Origin of the sequence: Thermococcus henrietii, assembly GCF_900198835.1 — an archaeon.
Taxonomy (GTDB): domain Archaea; phylum Methanobacteriota_B; class Thermococci; order Thermococcales; family Thermococcaceae; genus Thermococcus; species Thermococcus henrietii.
This window is the reverse complement of sequence record NZ_LT900021.1, coordinates 1,148,515-1,162,335: the sequence shown is the minus strand read 5'-3', so window position 1 is coordinate 1,162,335 and position 13,821 is coordinate 1,148,515. Positions and strand designations below refer to the sequence as shown.

The window sequence follows — 13,821 nt, the reverse complement described above, 5'->3', positions numbered from 1 at the left end:
TGATGCTCATGGCGAATTTGGAGGTTCCGCGCGAGCTTAGGGAAGAAGCGAAGGCCCACGACATGTACCTTCATCCCATTGACAAGGACACCTACGAGCTGTTCTTCGGGCCACAGCATATGGCCACCGAGAACTTCAGCATAATCCTCAAGATGGACGGCAACAGGGTAGAGAAGGCCATAGTCAACCCCGGCTTTCTCCACCGGGGCTTCGAGAAGCTCGCCGAGCAGAGGCCCTACTTCACGAACATAGCTCTAATTCTCCGTATCTGCGTCCCTGAGAGCGACGTCCCCGAGAACATTTACTCAATGGCCGTTGACGAAATAATGGGCTGGGAGGTTCCGGAGAGGGCGATATGGATTAGGACAACCGTTCTCGAGATGGCAAGGGTTACCTCGTGGCTGTTCTGGATAATGGGATTTGGAAACGAGATAGGCCTTTACACCGCCGGCCAGTGGGCCGCGGCTTACCGTGAGAGATTCATGCGCCTGTTCGAGGAGCTCACCGGCGGAAGGGTCTACCACATCTATACCGTTCCCGGAGGCGTCAGGAGGGACATACCCGGCGACAAGTGGCTTCGCCAGCTCCGCGACACCGTCGAGTACATCAAGTCCAAACTCAAGGACTTCGACGAGATACTCTTTGACAACTATATTATGTTCGAGAGGACAGAGGGAGTGGGCGTTATGGACAAGAAGTTCGCACTCAAACACGCGGTCACAGGTCCTAACCTCAGGGCTGTCGGGGTTCCCTACGACGTCAGAAAGGACGACCCATATTACCTCTACCCCGAACTCGACTTCGAGGTTCCGGTCCTGAAAGAGGGCGACAGCCTCGCGCGCGTTCTTGTCAGGAGGTACGAGCTGGAGCAGGACCTCTACATACTAGAACAGCTCCTGGACATGGGACCGCCGAGCGGGCCCTACATGGTGCAGGACCCCAAACTCAAGAACCTGCCGCGCTTCAAGGTCCCAGCGGGAGACGCTTACGCCCACGTCGAGAGCACAAAGGGTGACTTCGGTGTCTATATGGTGAGCAACGGTACCCACAAACCCTACCGCGTCCACTTCCGCGGTCCGAGCCAGAGCCACGGAGTTACAGTGCTCGAGGAGCTTCTAAAGGGAGCTCGCTTGGCGGACGTGCCGGTCATATTGAAGACCCTTGACAACTGCCCGCCGGACATAGACAGGTGATGACGATGCCCGCGAGAGTCGTTGGTGAGGAGAAGGTCAAGATTAAGAAGTCATTCGTCAAGCCCTGGCTTGGCCTTAAATACCTCTTCAAAAAACCCGTCACGATAAAGATACCGGAGGAGAGGATAGAGCCAGCACCGAAGTACAGGGGCTTCCACACGCTTGACTGGAAGAAGTGCGTTGGCTGTAACTTCTGCGGCCAGATATGCCCAGCGAGGGCTATAGAGATGACATGGCTTGAAGTGGACGGCAAGATGGAGAAGAGGCCCCACCCGAAGGTGGACTACGGCCGCTGTACGTTCTGTCAGTTCTGTGTGGACGTCTGCCCAACTGGAGCCCTCGGCTTCACGGAGGCGTACTACCTTTCAACCGGCGGCAGTGAGGAGGACCTCGAGCTCTTCAACTGGGTTCCCATTCATCCCGACAAGGTCAGGGAGCTCAACGAGATGTACGGTGACTACCGCTTCCCGGTTGTCAAGATTGAGAAGCTCGGCGATGGGACCTACCGCTACCACCTCCGCGATGGCGAGGTCTTCGAGTTCAAGATACTCGGCTACGGTATAAGGCCGCCCAAGAAGCCCACTCCAGCCAAGCCCACCGCCAAGGCCACTGCAAAGAAAGAGACTGCCAAACCTGCCGAGAAGAAGGAATCAAAGCCGGCTGAGAAGAAGGAAGAGAAGGCTGAAAAGGCTGAGAAGAAGGAGTGACTTTCTTTCTTTTACCATCCCTGCACCTTTTCCAGGACTTCATCCGAAACCCTGCCATCCTCCACGTCCTCGATTGCTTCTTCAAGCCTGTCAAGGCCTTCCTCAAGAAGTTCCTCCTCTATCGTCAGCGGGGGCTGAATCCTCAGCACGTTGCCCTGGAGAAAGGCGACGATTAGGCCCAGCTCGTAGGCCCGCCAGACGACCTTCTTGGCCTCGTCGTAGGCCCTCTCTTTGGTTTCCCTGTCCTTAACGAGGTCAACGCCGAGCATCAATCCAAGCCCGCGGACGTCACCGATGAGCTCGTGTCTCTTCCTCATTCTCTCCAGTCTGTCCTTGGCTTTCTTCCCCAGTCTTTCGGCCCTCTGTAAGAGGTTCCGCTCCTCGATTTCCTCGATTACCGCCAGAGCGGCGGCGCTGGCGACCGGGTTCCCGCAGAGGGTGAACGCATGTCCCAGGGGCGGAATTGAGTCCATTATCTCATCCCTTCCAATCACGGCGCTTATCGGAAGCCCGCCGCCAAGGGGCTTCGCAAGGGTAATTATGTCGGGCTCAACGCCGAAGTGCTCGATGGCGAACCACCTGCCTGTCCTCCCGAGACCACTCTGAACCTCGTCAACACCGAGGAGAATACCGTGTTCATCGAGGAGCCTTTTGAGCTTCCTGAAGTAGCCCTCAGGAGGGACCACCATCCCTGCGTCGCCCTGTATCGGCTCGGCTAAGAGGACAGCTACCCCCTCAGCGTGCACCTCCCCCTCGAACTTCTCCTTGAGGTACTCGAGGCACTCCATGCGGCACTTCCCGGGCTCCTTCCCAAAGGGACAGCGGTAGCAGTTGGGGTAAGGGATGAAGTGAACGTCACTTAGCTGGCCGACCTTTGAGCGGACCTCGAAGTCAAGACCGGTAACGCTCATGGCCCCGTAAGTGGACCCATAGTAGCTCCGAAGGTAGCCGATTACAACCCTCCTGCCAGTGTAAGCCCTCGCGAACTTTATCGCGCCATCATTCGCATCGCTCCCGCTGAGACCAAAGGCAACCTTCGCGTTCTCAACCGGGGCAAGCTCGCTGAGCCTCCGAGCGAGCAGGTAAGGCTCTACTGGAAAGCCGTAGATGAAGGTGAAGTGAAGCAACCTCTCGGCGGTCTTTTTGACGGCCTCAACGACCCTCGGGTTGTTATGCCCGACGTTCTGAACGGCCGCATCGCTCAGGAAGTCTATGTACTCCCTCCCCTCAACGTCCCAGACGAGGGCGTTTTGGGCCTTGTATGGCACGACCGGCCAGTATGTTACGTGGGAGGCCCGGGAGATGTAGCGCGAATAGCCTTGGATAACTTCATCTTTTGGGGGCAGCAACATGGAACCACCGTTAACCATATGCGTTTGAAATTAATAGGAATTTCGGTTAATTTTTGCGAAATTAGTAGAAAACTTTAAAAATAATATCATAAAAACCTAAAATTGGTGGCCCAAAATGGCGGAAATTGAACGACTTGATGAGTTGGACAGGGCGATACTTCATATCCTACAGGAGGACGGGAGGGCCAGCTACTCGGAGATAGCGAGAAGGCTTAAGGTGCCGGAATCGACGGTCAGGCTCAGGGTTAAAAAGCTTGTTGAGAGGGGCGTTATAAGGAAGTTCGCGGCGCTGATAAACCCCTTCAAGGCCGGCTACTCAATAGTGGCCTTTATAGCGGTGGACGTTGAGCCGAGCAAGATAAAGGAAGCCGTTGAAAAGCTTAAGGAGCTTCCCGAGGTGGACGTCCTGGGCATAGCGACCGGAGCCCACGACATACTGATGCAGGTGACGGTGAAGGACCTCCACGAGCTTGAAGACTTCCTTGTAGAGAAGCTTGGCTCAATAGATGGAATAAAGAGCACGGAAACCTCCATCCTCACGAGCGTGAAGAAGTGGGGCTACGCGAGGGTGTTCTAATCCCTCCAGTCGAGCAGTCTCTTCTCGCCCTCTATCCTCTTATACTCTCCGATGTCCATCGTAATCTCAAGGGTTCCCAGGTAGTTCCCGTTCCTGTCAAAGAGGGGCACGTACTTGATGTAGACGTACTTCGGGCCGAGCCTGAGCCAGAACGTTGCCTCCCTTTTTCTGCCCTCCTTGAAGGCCCTCAGGATTTTGTTAACGATGTGAACGCTCTTCGGAGGGTGGCAGAGCTGGACCGGCCGTCCGAGAATCGATGGTGTCCTCGTAAATATCCTCTCGCCCGGGGAGAAGAACCGAACGCGGTCGTCCCTGTCTATGAAGGTAACGTCAACGGGAAGGGCCTCGAATATAGCCTTAAGCTCCTCGACGCTCACGAAACCGGTGCCGAGGTCGATGTCCCCCTCGCGCCTCAGCTGGCCTTTATCAAACTCCAGGGGCTGGCCTTTAAGGGCCTGCTGAACCTCCCGTGGAAGGCTTAGCAGTTCCTCAGCGCTCAGCTCCGGGTTGATTTGCCAGGGCTGGAGCGGTTTAACGTCCTCCCCGGGGTCCCATTCAGGCGGGTTCACCTTGTAGTAGCCAATCTCGTCGTCCTGCATTCTTACTGCCTTCCACTCGCCGTCGCTGAGGAGGGCCTTGAGGGTTGGATAGTAGATGTTGTTCTCCCTGAAGACCATATCACTCAGCGCAAAGGATGCCTCGCCGGCTTTCGCCTTGAAGCGCTCAACGAACTCCTCCCAGGGCATCTCCTCCCTCCTTGCCAGAAGTCCGTAAAGGTGCTTTAGCATGAACCTTATCTCGTCGTGTTTTGTCCAGAGGACGGTTGCTATGGCCGTCAAACCCCTCCTCTCAATATAGGGAAACGTCAGCATCTCGTCGCGGTTGTAGTGGGTGAAGCCGACCTTCCGGAGGTTTCCAACTATCTCCTCCAGAACTCCGAGGATTTCCTCCCTCATGCGCTCATCTCTTGTCGTTGCGAGGGTTCTCGCGTAGAGGTTCAGCATCTCCGCGTCCTTGAGGATTTCCCTGTTCTCCATGTAGCGAACCCAGAGGGGATGTCCCTCGGGAAGTTCCTTCTCCTCAACCTCGTCCGTTCCCTTCACGGCCTCCCTGAAGAGCTCGACGTGAAGGTCGCACATTTTGGCGATGTCCTTAGCGGAAACGCCTTCCTTCACGAGCTCCTGCTCGATGATTGGAATTTCAAGGGGAGATATCGAGCTTAGAACTGCCCGGAATTCCTCCTTAAGTGAATTAACGTCCTCACCGTTATGAATCCTGAGGAGAAGGGCCTTCAGGGCTTCTTTCTTCTGCTCGCGGTTTGAGAGCAATTCGGTCATAATACCACCTTCATGACAAATGTCATGAGGGACATATTTAAGTCTTTCTGGGCAGAAATGTGTATGAAAGAACACAAGAAAGGGGAGACATGAAATCAGTCGAGCAGAGGCGAGTCCTCGCTCACAGCAGTGGTGGAGTTGAGCATCCTCTTTAAGTCCTCCTCGGGCTCGCTTATGAGCCTGAGGTCGAACTTCTTCCTGAGGGTCTCGAAGACGTTCGGCGTGAAGAACTCAGGAGCCTTGGGTCCGATGTAGATGCCCTTGATTCCGAGGTAGAGCAGGCTGTAGAGGATTCCGATGGCCTTCTGCTCCATCCAGCTGAGGACTATGCTGACCGGGAGCTCGTTGAGGCCGACGTCCAGCTCCTTCGCGAGCGCCCCGGCAATCTGGATTATCGAGTAGACGTTGTTGCACTGGCCGAAGTCCATGAAGCGCGGTATTCCCTCGATTTCGCCGTAGTCGCGCCTGTTGTAGCGGAACTTACCACACGCGGCCGAGAGGATTATGGCATCTTCGGGCACCATCGCGGTGAGCTTCTCGTAGTAGCTCATCTTCGGGTTGGGGACGTCACAGCCACCTATGACGAAGACGTGCCTTATCTTGCCCTCGTTTATCAGCTCAATAAGCTTGTCCATGAGCGGGAGCACGTTGGTGTGGTGGAAACCGGTGACGATGTAGCCGTCGTCCCTCTTTTCCATCTTCGGCGTCTCGAGCGCGCGCTTGATGAGGGGCTCGTAGTCGTTCTCAAGGTGGGGAACGCCCTCAAGGCCCGCTATGTCGGTGGTGAACATCCTGTCGGCGTAGCTCTTCGGTGGTTGCTGGACGCAGTTGCTGGTTCCAAGGATTGCCCCGGGGAACTCGGTGAACTCCTTCCTCTGGTAGACCCACGAACCGCCCCAGTTGCCGTAGAGGGACTTGAACTTCCTGAACTCCGGGTAGGAATGGGCCGGGAGCATCTCGGAGTGGGTGTAGACCCTAATCCGGTCCTCGAGGCCCATCTCCCTAATCTGCTTAAGGAGTTCGTAGAGCGCCCTGTAGGTGTGGCCGGTGACGAGAATTCCGTGCCCCTCGTCGGTTCCGGTCGGAACCTTGACCGGCTCGGGCTTTCCGTAGGTCTCGGTGTAGGCCTTATCTAGGAGCTCCATAGCCTTGAGGTGAATACGGCCGTTCTCGAGGATGAGCTCGAGGAAGCGGTTCTTGTCGAAGTTCACGTTGGTGAGAGTCGAGTAGAGGCCTTTAGCCAGGAAGAAGCCGATCTCGTCGTCATTGTAGCCGAGCTCGTAGGCGTGGTAATAGTAGGCTGCCGTTCCCTTCATTCCGTAGATGAGGGCCTCCTGAAGGGAGTTCAGGTCGGGGTCCTTGCCGCAGATTCCTCTGAAGGTACATCCTCCCGGCAGGCTCATCGAACACTGGTCGCACCTCATCAGAACGCCAGCTTCCTTTCCACTGCTCGGAACCTTCACGGCCATCTTTCCACCTCCTTATTATGACACTTGTCATATGAATGTTATGGTAAGTGATTTAAATTTTTTATCCAGAACAAGGCCAGCTCCCGGTTTACAAATCAACAAGGATAGGCCGACTAAGTTTTCAAAAATACCAAAAGCCTTAAGTATTCCGCGGGTCATGTTTTGCATATGAAGGTCAGCGCCTTTGAGGTTGCATCCCGCTACGTTTACCCCTCCCTCAGAAGACGCCTCGTGGAGCACCTCCGGGAGAAGGGGCTGAAGCAGACCGAGATAGCGGAGCTCCTCCACGTCACCCAGTCGGCGGTTTCGCGCTACCTCAACATGGACAGAGGTGCACTCATAGACGTTTCAAAGTTCAGGGAGATTGACGAGGACCTCAAGAACCTTGCGGACGAGATAGTTGAATTCCGGCCGAGCGAGTACGACATCCACATGAGGCTCATCGGGGTAGCTCTCAAGATGCTCGGTAGGGGCTATGTCTGCTCCTTCCACGCCAAAATAGACCCCGAGGTGAACCCAGCCGAGTGCAGGGTCTGCATAGAGCTGTTCGGCTAAAGAACAAAATTACGTGCCTCCACCGGTCAGTAACACCCAAACGCCTATCGCGATGAGCAGAATTCCCGCGATGACGGAGAGCTCCATGCTGTGCCTAACCATCGCCTGTGAGAAGCGCTTGCTCTCGCTCACGCCTCCCATGGCGAGGAGTATCACGACGAGGGGGAGCACGAAGATGACGTTGTAGAGGGCCAGCAGGAGCAACGCAAGGGCCCGATTTCCGTGCGCTATTATCGTTGTGTAGACGAGGTAACTGCCGGCGGAACAGGGCAGGAGCGTCGTTGAGACCACCACCCCAAGGGCAAACGAACCGGCGAAGGTCGCGTCGGCGCTGAATATCTTCTTCCTTATCTTTCCCTTGTCGCCTATCCTCGAGCGCTCCATTATCCCCGTAACTATTGTGTAGACTCCGAAGCCTATCGCGAAAACTCCAGCCGCCCAGAGGGGGATGTAGTGACCGAGGAAGAGCAGGCCAAGGCCAAATAGGTAGTACGAGAAGTAAACGGCCAGAATAAAGGCCGAACCGATTATGTAAAGCCTCCTCCGCGACACTTCCCTCACGGATATCGCGATGAGGAGCATGGTGTAAATCACGAAGGTGCAGGGGTTTATCGAGTCGCTCATCGCCAGGGCGTAGAACTTGGGGATAAAGCCCGGAATGCCCAGGAGGTAGAGAACAAGGGCGCTTAACCCAAAAGAAGCCAGCAGGATTATCGCGAGGGCCTTGATTTCGCTCTTCATGATGGAGACTACTCAAAAGGACTTTTCACCCTTTCCAAAACGAAAGGTTGAAAACGAAAGGTCAGCCGGTCGAGTTTCCGGTGGAGGTTGAGTTGGTCTTCAGCTCGTCGAGTATCTTCTGAACATCAACGGACTCGTGCTTCACGAATATCTTGTAGAGAGCGTCTATGACGAGCTTCGCCTTGGGGTTCTTGTACGGGAACAGGTAGGTCTTTCCGTTGAAGAACAGAACGCCGTCGTTGTTTATGGCCGCCGCCAGAATCTGCGGAGTAGCCGTAACGTTGTACTCGCCGTCTATCACAGCGTAGAGGGTTCCGTTGTAGGTAATCGCTATTGCCGGGACGCCGGTTATGCCGGTGAGCTGTGCGAGCTCCCCAAAGAGCTTCATGTTGGTCTGGTTGTTAACGAGCTCGTAGTAGGTGAGCGCATCCTTGCCGTAGACTTTGGGAATCCACTCGTGCATGTGCCGGCAATGGGGACAGGTCTTCATGCCGTACATATAGAAGTGAATGGCGTCAAAGTAAATCCTCGTGCCGTTGACGTCAACGTAGGCAGGCTTTGAGGGAGTCGATGTAGTGGTTTTCTGAGGGGAACCGCTTGAGGTCGTTGAACCCGTGCCGTTGCTTCCGATACAGCCGGCGGCAAAGCCGACCAGCAGGAGGACCATGATTACAAGCCCCGCTTTTTTCATCGTACCACCTGGAATTAATGTCTGCTGGGACGTTATAAAGTTTCACGCCGGAAGCCTTAAATCGGAGTTATCCCTATGAGTATGGGGGTTTTCATGCAGGCATGGTACCGCTCGCGGGCCCTTTACGATGCAGTCATGAAGCTCGTGAAGGCAGGGAAATTCGACGAGGCCATGAAGCTCGCCGGGGGAATACCTGACGGGAGCGTCCGTTCCAAGGCCGTCAACGGAGTAGTCGTGGAGATGGCGAAGGAGGGAGAGGACTACAGGGATGCCCTTGAGGGGGCGATAGAGACGGCACTATCAACAAAGAACCCGACGAAGAACCTGATGGGGCTGGCCTTTGAGTTCCTTGAGATGGGGAAGTTCGACGACGCCCTCTACATAGCGGAGCATATAACCGACCTCGCCAACAGGTCGAAGGTGCAGGCGGAGGTCGCGCTCAGGCTCGCGAGGAAGGGTGAACTCGATAGAGCGATGAAGCTCATAGAGGACATTCTTGACGAGGACGTCAAAACGTGGGCAACCTCAATGCTCGCGAGCGAGCTTTAGCGCGAGGAAGTTAAAACCAGCCGTTTTATCTGTCGTTTTTGACAGAAATCCCACCACAACCCTTTTTTAGGGGAGCCCGTTTTTATCCCGGGTGAGACCATGAACGGCGGAGAGATAATCGGACTGCTCGGAATGTTGCTCCTCGTGAGCGCTTGGGTTCCTCAGACCCTGGAGACCATAAGGACGAGAAAGTGTCCCCTGAACATGCAGTTCATAATAATCTACGTGACCGCCTCGACCCTGCTGACGATATACTCCTACATAATCGGGGACTGGATATTCTTCGCCCTGAACTTCCTCGCGGCGTTGCAGAGTGCGATAAACCTCGTGGTGAAGTTGACGGAAAAGAAAAGCGCCTAACTCCGCCTGTAGAGCCCAACGAGCTCTCCCCACTGGATAACGTGGCCTTCCATGGCCTTTTCCAGTTCTTTTCTCGTGGCCCCCGGCGGAAGATTCAGCGTCGTGTCGAGGGCATAGACCTTGAAGTGGTAGTGATGAACGCTCCCCCTCGGCGGGCAGGGGCCACCGTAGCCTATCCTCCCGAAGTCGTTCCTTCCCTGAACCATCGGAATCGGCTTCTCAACCTCGCCGACCTTCGGAACCGCCTCGGGAATCTCGCCCACCGGCGGAATGTTCCAGGCAATCCAGTGAGTGAAGGTTCCCGCGGGAGCATCGGGGTCGTCAACTATGATGACGAGGCTCTTCGCCTTCTCGCTTATGTTCCCTATGAATATTGGCGGGTTTATGTCCTCGCCGTCGCAGGTGAACTTAACGGGAATGTAGCTCCCGTTGTGGAAGACGGAACCAACCTCAAGGGTTTTCGGTGCGGTCGTTTTCTCACCTCCCCCGCTTATACAGCCCGACCCGATTAGAAGCGCGATTATTAGCAAAGGCACCCATCCCCGCATGTAGGAACCTACGTCTTCATCCGTAAAAGGATTGCGCCAACGTTAAATACTCCGCCGACGTTTAACATACCATGCGCGTGCTCTGGGAGAAGGAGATACCGGCCGGGAAAATCGTCGTCTCGCCAAGGCCGGTCTGGAAGTGTCGAACCTGCCCGATGTACGGGAAGAGGCCGAGCTGTCCTCCCCACGTCCCCGACTGGAGGGAGGCAAAGGAGTGGGTGAGCCACTTCAGCAGGGCCATTCTCATAAAGTTCGAGGTGGACATGAAGCGCTTCGAGGAGGAGAAACGGGAGGCAATCCTATACCTGCTCAAGCGCGAGGGGGAGCTCTTTAAGGAGGGAAAGCTCTACGCGATGGCCCTCTTCCCGGGAAACTGCAACCTCTGCCCGGACTGTCCCTTCGAGCGCGGTGAGCCCTGCAGGCTTCCAACGAAAGTCCGGCCGAGCCTCGACGCCATCGGGATTGAAATCAGCTCGCTGGTTCAAATAGACTTTTCAGAGAGCGCCCTTTACGGAATGATACTGGTGGAGTGATGAACATGGCACCCATAGCGTACGTTACCCTGCTCGGCCGCTCGCCCTGGGCGGTCGTGAACACCTACTACAAAATCCTGAAGGAGGGCAAGGGAAAGCGGGAAATCCGGCGGGTCTACGTATTCACTGAGGAGCGCTACAGGAACCTCCTTCCGAAGGTGGTGAGGGCCATAGAGGCCATATCCAAAGCCTACAACCTCAGGCCAAGGATTGAGACCGTTGTAATCAAGGACTACGGCTTCTTCGAAGCCGACAGGAAGTTCAAGGAGCTCTTCTCGAAGCTCGAAAGTGAGGGTTACAGGATAGGCCTCGACATAACCTCCGGCAGGAAAGCCTTAGTCGCGGCGGCGATAGTCCAGATTCGGGAGTTCCCGGTGTCGTTCATAGTTTACATGGGCCTGCTCGACATGGACTTTCCGGACAGGCCCTATATGATGATTCCAACCCACATGCAACCCATCAAGAACTTCCTGGGGGATGGAGATGAAGCCCGCTGAGGTCATAGTGAAGCCAGAACTGCAGGTCCTCATGAACGTCCTCGCCGAGAGGGGCGAGCTACGGGTGAGCTACCCGCTCTACGGCCTTCCGCTCCTCCGGGCAGAGCCGAGCGAGAGGGGTTATAACCTTGAAGTCCTGGCGGACAAGAAGACCTTCAACGCCCGCGTTCCGCCGAGGCTCTCCTCAGAACTGCCGACGTGGAGCGACTTCTACGAGTGCTTCATCTCCGCCGGAATCCTCCGCTACGACAACCTCGACGAGTTTGAAAGGACGCTGGAGCTCTACGAGAGGCTGAAGAAAGGCGTTGCATTCGCGCCCGATACGAACCTCTTCTACCACCGCTTCATCTCCTCCTACAGACCGCTCGAGGGTTATCAAATAGTCGTCGCAGAGGGCGTCAAGAAGGAAATCGAGGACGCGATGAACTACAAGTACAGGCACAAACAGCTTGAGGAGATTTCACGCGAGGTTCTCAACGCCCACCTCCTGAGGGAGTTCAGCAACAGGCGGACGAAGAGGAGCCGGAAAGCGGCTTACATAGCCCTCAAGGAGTTCGAGAGGCTGAAGCCGAGGATAATCATCACCGAGAGCGTGAGCGAGCCGGCCCACAACAACGACGAGATTATCGTCAAGTCCCTCAAGAGGTACGACAGAATGACGCCCACCCTGCTCGTCTTCCTGACGGCGGACATAGCGATAACCGACGTGGCGGAGATGGAGGGGCTCGAGTACTTCCTCTTCAAATATCCGAGGGAGGAACTCGGAAAACACGAGGTTTCGGCTTATCAGCTCAGGACACTCCTCTTTAACCTATCGGCCGTCTTCGGTGTGATAGAGCTCAACGGAATCCTCGTCTTCGGCGAGTTCGGGGGCAAGGCGAACCTTGACGAGCTCAAGCTCGTCTTCGAGCGGGAGGACAGGGTTTACAACGAGTTTATGTTTCACCTCAAGCTGAGCAGGGAGCTGGTGAAGATTATGGGGTGAACCGCGTGAATAGTTGGCCCAATTCGGCTATGCTTTCAATTTTTCCTCAATGGTTTTTAGGACGTCTTCAAGTGACACCTCATTCGAGGGCTGAACGTTGTCCTTGGACCCGACGTGCTTATGATGTGGGAAGGTCTCAAGGTGCCTGTGATGCGGTGCGTTATCCCAGCGAATTAGCAGATTTCCGTTTTTCTGCCACTGAAAAGAATAGCTGTACTCGTTCTCGGAAACGAACTCTCTGATGTAAAGAGCGCTTCCGTCCGTTAATTCCGCTTTGATTTTCAGGAAATAGAAATCCCTACCTTCCTTGTAATCGAGAACCTCGTACTCCCTGACGACCGGGCTACCCTCAAGCAACTCTAATTCTCTGAGCATTTTCAATCTCCTTTAGTCTGCTTTCGAGCTCCTTTAGTTTCTTCATGTATGCCTTCCACTCGATGTAGTCGTCCCACTCCTCAAAGGACTCCTCCGAGCTCTTCAACCTCCGCTCAAACTCCTCGAGCGTCATTCCGTATTTCTCTTCAAACAGCCGGAGTTTCTCCTTTATTGGAGCAATCTCAGAGAGTATCCTGAGCTTCTCATGAAGGAGTATGTCTCTCTTCGAAACTATGACCTCGCTCATTTTCACCACTGATTAAGCATATCCACTTTCGAATAAATACCTTTTGTGAATGGACAGTGACAAGGGTCATTGGCTGACGCAGAGCGCTTTCATGTAGTTTCCGCCGAGGACGAGGAGGAGAGTGAAGACCGCCAGTACATTTGAAATCGCCGGTGACACAGGGACAACGCGAGGGAAGTTGCGATGCCGATGGCGACGAGCTCTCCTCCCCTGCCTTCTCCCCCGCACCTGTATTCGATGAGGAACGTCAGCCAGTTCAACCCGACGACGAGTAGCCTGTAAACCGTTAGTTCCACCATAAGAACTCCGAGGCCGATGAGGAGAAATGGGAGGGCGTAGAGAACCCTTCTCATACCCTCACCCCAACGTCAGTCTGCCTGAAGAGACGTTCGTGCCGTTGCAGAGAACCGTGAAGACATAGTCATTGGGTTTGACGACCCTGACCACGAACTTCATCTCTCCTGCCCGGAGCAGGGTCCTTTCGGTGACGTTGTTCAGCTCATCAACGCTGACCCTCGCCGTGAGGGTAACGTTTCCCGAGGGGTGAACCTTTAGATAAGCCGTCGTTCCGACGAGCCCGTTTCCTTCTTTTCTTGAGATTGAAACCGGAAGGGGGTCAGAGTAGGCAACGCACGTAGCCCCTTTGATTTCCCGCCCGTTGATGCTTACGTTGACGTCCTTCGGAACGAACGCTGGAACGAGCTTTAGGATGTAAACCGTTATGCTCGCGTTCATGTTTCCCTCAACTTCAGCTGTGAACGCGTAGAGGGTGACGTTGGTCGAGTTCAGAAAGCGCTCAATCTCGTCGAAGTATGCCATCGGAGCCGTCAGCCAGCCGGAGAAGGTCCCGTTTATCCCCGCGCTCCCAACGGCGCTCGTGAAGGACGAGCTTCCGCCGGTTTGAGTTCTGGAGGGAGAGGTTGAGACGTTTCCGGCACTGTAGGTCTGAGTTTGGGTTATTCCCGGGGTCGAGATGCACCCGCTAACGAGGGCCCCGAGGAGAATCAGGACAAGAACGAGGGCGTTTGCTTTGTCCATACTCCCACCATAAGTGTTAAAGAATTAAAGCTTAAAAGTGTCACTTGAGGAAACCAAAGAAAGGAGA

At 55.0% G+C, this 13,821-nt stretch carries 19 protein-coding genes; 9 read left to right on the top strand and 10 right to left on the bottom strand.

Features of this window, described 5'->3' with window-relative positions; genetic code table 11:
- The first annotated feature begins 8 nt into the window (after nt 1-8).
- Both CS910_RS06475 and nuoI read left to right on the top strand, forming a co-directional pair.
- Nucleotides 9-1,193, top strand: a complete 1,185-nt coding sequence (locus CS910_RS06475) for an NADH-quinone oxidoreductase subunit D (protein WP_099210431.1) — start codon at nt 9-11, stop codon at nt 1,191-1,193.
- A 5-nt stretch (nt 1,194-1,198) separates the two neighbouring features.
- Entirely contained in the window at nt 1,199-1,900 is a 702-nt protein-coding gene (gene nuoI, locus CS910_RS06470) for an NADH-quinone oxidoreductase subunit NuoI (protein ID WP_099210429.1), read from the top strand.
- An 11-nt stretch (nt 1,901-1,911) separates the two neighbouring features.
- Here nuoI and CS910_RS06465 read toward each other — a convergent pair whose 3' ends face one another.
- On the bottom strand, nt 1,912-3,252 hold the full coding sequence (locus tag CS910_RS06465; RefSeq protein ID WP_099210427.1) for a leucine/methionine racemase: 1,341 nt from the start codon (nt 3,250-3,252) through the stop codon (nt 1,912-1,914).
- Between the two features lie 115 nt (nt 3,253-3,367).
- On the opposite strand from CS910_RS06465, the gene CS910_RS06460 reads away from it, so the two are divergent.
- Nucleotides 3,368-3,829 (top strand): Lrp/AsnC family transcriptional regulator, encoded by a 462-nt coding sequence (locus CS910_RS06460; RefSeq protein WP_099210425.1) that lies wholly within the window; start codon nt 3,368-3,370, stop codon nt 3,827-3,829.
- Here CS910_RS06460 and CS910_RS06455 read toward each other — a convergent pair.
- Nucleotides 3,826-5,166, bottom strand: coding sequence for a DUF438 domain-containing protein (locus CS910_RS06455; RefSeq protein ID WP_099210423.1), 1,341 nt, complete (start codon nt 5,164-5,166; stop codon nt 3,826-3,828). The genes CS910_RS06460 and CS910_RS06455 overlap by 4 nt on opposite strands.
- A 95-nt stretch (nt 5,167-5,261) precedes the next feature.
- Nucleotides 5,262-6,635 carry a hydroxylamine reductase gene (hcp, locus tag CS910_RS06450; RefSeq protein ID WP_223211936.1) on the bottom strand — a complete coding sequence of 458 codons (1,374 nt, stop codon included), beginning with the start codon at nt 6,633-6,635 and terminating at the stop codon, nt 5,262-5,264.
- A 168-nt stretch (nt 6,636-6,803) separates the two neighbouring features.
- Between hcp and CS910_RS06445 the strand changes: the two genes are divergently transcribed.
- Nucleotides 6,804-7,190, top strand: a complete 387-nt coding sequence (locus CS910_RS06445) for a transcriptional regulator (RefSeq protein ID WP_099210421.1) — start codon at nt 6,804-6,806, stop codon at nt 7,188-7,190.
- A 9-nt stretch (nt 7,191-7,199) separates the two neighbouring features.
- Here CS910_RS06445 and CS910_RS06440 read toward each other — a convergent pair whose 3' ends face one another.
- Both CS910_RS06440 and CS910_RS06435 read right to left on the bottom strand, forming a co-directional pair.
- The gene (locus CS910_RS06440) at nt 7,200-7,931 is read right to left on the bottom strand and encodes a cytochrome C biogenesis protein CcdA (protein ID WP_099210419.1); all 732 of its coding nucleotides are present in this window, start codon (nt 7,929-7,931) and stop codon (nt 7,200-7,202) included.
- Nucleotides 7,932-7,992: 61 nt separating this feature from the next.
- Nucleotides 7,993-8,622: a glutaredoxin gene (locus CS910_RS06435; protein WP_099210417.1), complete on the bottom strand. Its 630-nt coding sequence runs from the start codon at nt 8,620-8,622 to the stop codon at nt 7,993-7,995.
- Between the two features lie 75 nt (nt 8,623-8,697).
- Here CS910_RS06435 and CS910_RS06430 point away from each other — a divergent pair, with 75 nt between their 5' ends.
- A complete protein-coding gene (locus CS910_RS06430) occupies nt 8,698-9,171 on the top strand; it encodes a hypothetical protein (RefSeq protein ID WP_317450599.1) in 474 nt (157 codons plus the stop codon).
- Between the two features lie 99 nt (nt 9,172-9,270).
- Nucleotides 9,271-9,531, top strand: coding sequence for a hypothetical protein (locus tag CS910_RS06425; RefSeq protein WP_099210413.1), 261 nt, complete (start codon nt 9,271-9,273; stop codon nt 9,529-9,531).
- Here the strand turns inward: CS910_RS06425 and CS910_RS06420 are convergent.
- Complete coding sequence (locus CS910_RS06420; RefSeq protein WP_099210411.1) at nt 9,528-10,079, bottom strand: YbhB/YbcL family Raf kinase inhibitor-like protein; 552 nt, start codon at nt 10,077-10,079, stop codon at nt 9,528-9,530. The genes CS910_RS06425 and CS910_RS06420 overlap by 4 nt on opposite strands.
- 71 nt (nt 10,080-10,150) lie before the next feature.
- On the opposite strand from CS910_RS06420, the gene CS910_RS06415 reads away from it, so the two are divergent.
- The 3 genes from CS910_RS06415 to CS910_RS06405 are packed head-to-tail and all read left to right on the top strand — an operon-like array spanning nt 10,151 to nt 12,094.
- Nucleotides 10,151-10,612 (top strand): DUF2284 domain-containing protein, encoded by a 462-nt coding sequence (locus CS910_RS06415; protein ID WP_099210409.1) that lies wholly within the window; start codon nt 10,151-10,153, stop codon nt 10,610-10,612.
- Nucleotides 10,612-11,109 (top strand): hypothetical protein, encoded by a 498-nt coding sequence (locus CS910_RS06410; RefSeq protein WP_317450598.1) that lies wholly within the window; start codon nt 10,612-10,614, stop codon nt 11,107-11,109. Before CS910_RS06415 ends, CS910_RS06410 begins: the two co-directional genes overlap by 1 nt.
- On the top strand, nt 11,096-12,094 hold the full coding sequence (locus tag CS910_RS06405; protein WP_394346617.1) for a PIN domain-containing protein: 999 nt from the start codon (nt 11,096-11,098) through the stop codon (nt 12,092-12,094). The genes CS910_RS06410 and CS910_RS06405 overlap by 14 nt, the downstream gene beginning before the upstream one ends.
- A 27-nt stretch (nt 12,095-12,121) precedes the next feature.
- On the opposite strand, the gene CS910_RS06400 is transcribed toward CS910_RS06405, so the two are convergent.
- The 4 genes from CS910_RS06400 to CS910_RS06385 form a co-directional block, all read right to left on the bottom strand.
- Nucleotides 12,122-12,469: a toxin-antitoxin system TumE family protein gene (locus CS910_RS06400; protein ID WP_099210405.1), complete on the bottom strand. Its 348-nt coding sequence runs from the start codon at nt 12,467-12,469 to the stop codon at nt 12,122-12,124.
- Nucleotides 12,444-12,716, bottom strand: a complete 273-nt coding sequence (locus tag CS910_RS06395; protein WP_099210403.1) for a hypothetical protein — start codon at nt 12,714-12,716, stop codon at nt 12,444-12,446. Before CS910_RS06395 ends, CS910_RS06400 begins: the two co-directional genes overlap by 26 nt.
- An 89-nt stretch (nt 12,717-12,805) precedes the next feature.
- Nucleotides 12,806-13,069: a hypothetical protein gene (locus CS910_RS06390; RefSeq protein ID WP_099210401.1), complete on the bottom strand. Its 264-nt coding sequence runs from the start codon at nt 13,067-13,069 to the stop codon at nt 12,806-12,808.
- 4 nt (nt 13,070-13,073) lie between these two features.
- Complete coding sequence (locus CS910_RS06385; protein WP_099210399.1) at nt 13,074-13,754, bottom strand: hypothetical protein; 681 nt, start codon at nt 13,752-13,754, stop codon at nt 13,074-13,076.
- Between the last annotated feature and the right edge of the window lie 67 nt (nt 13,755-13,821).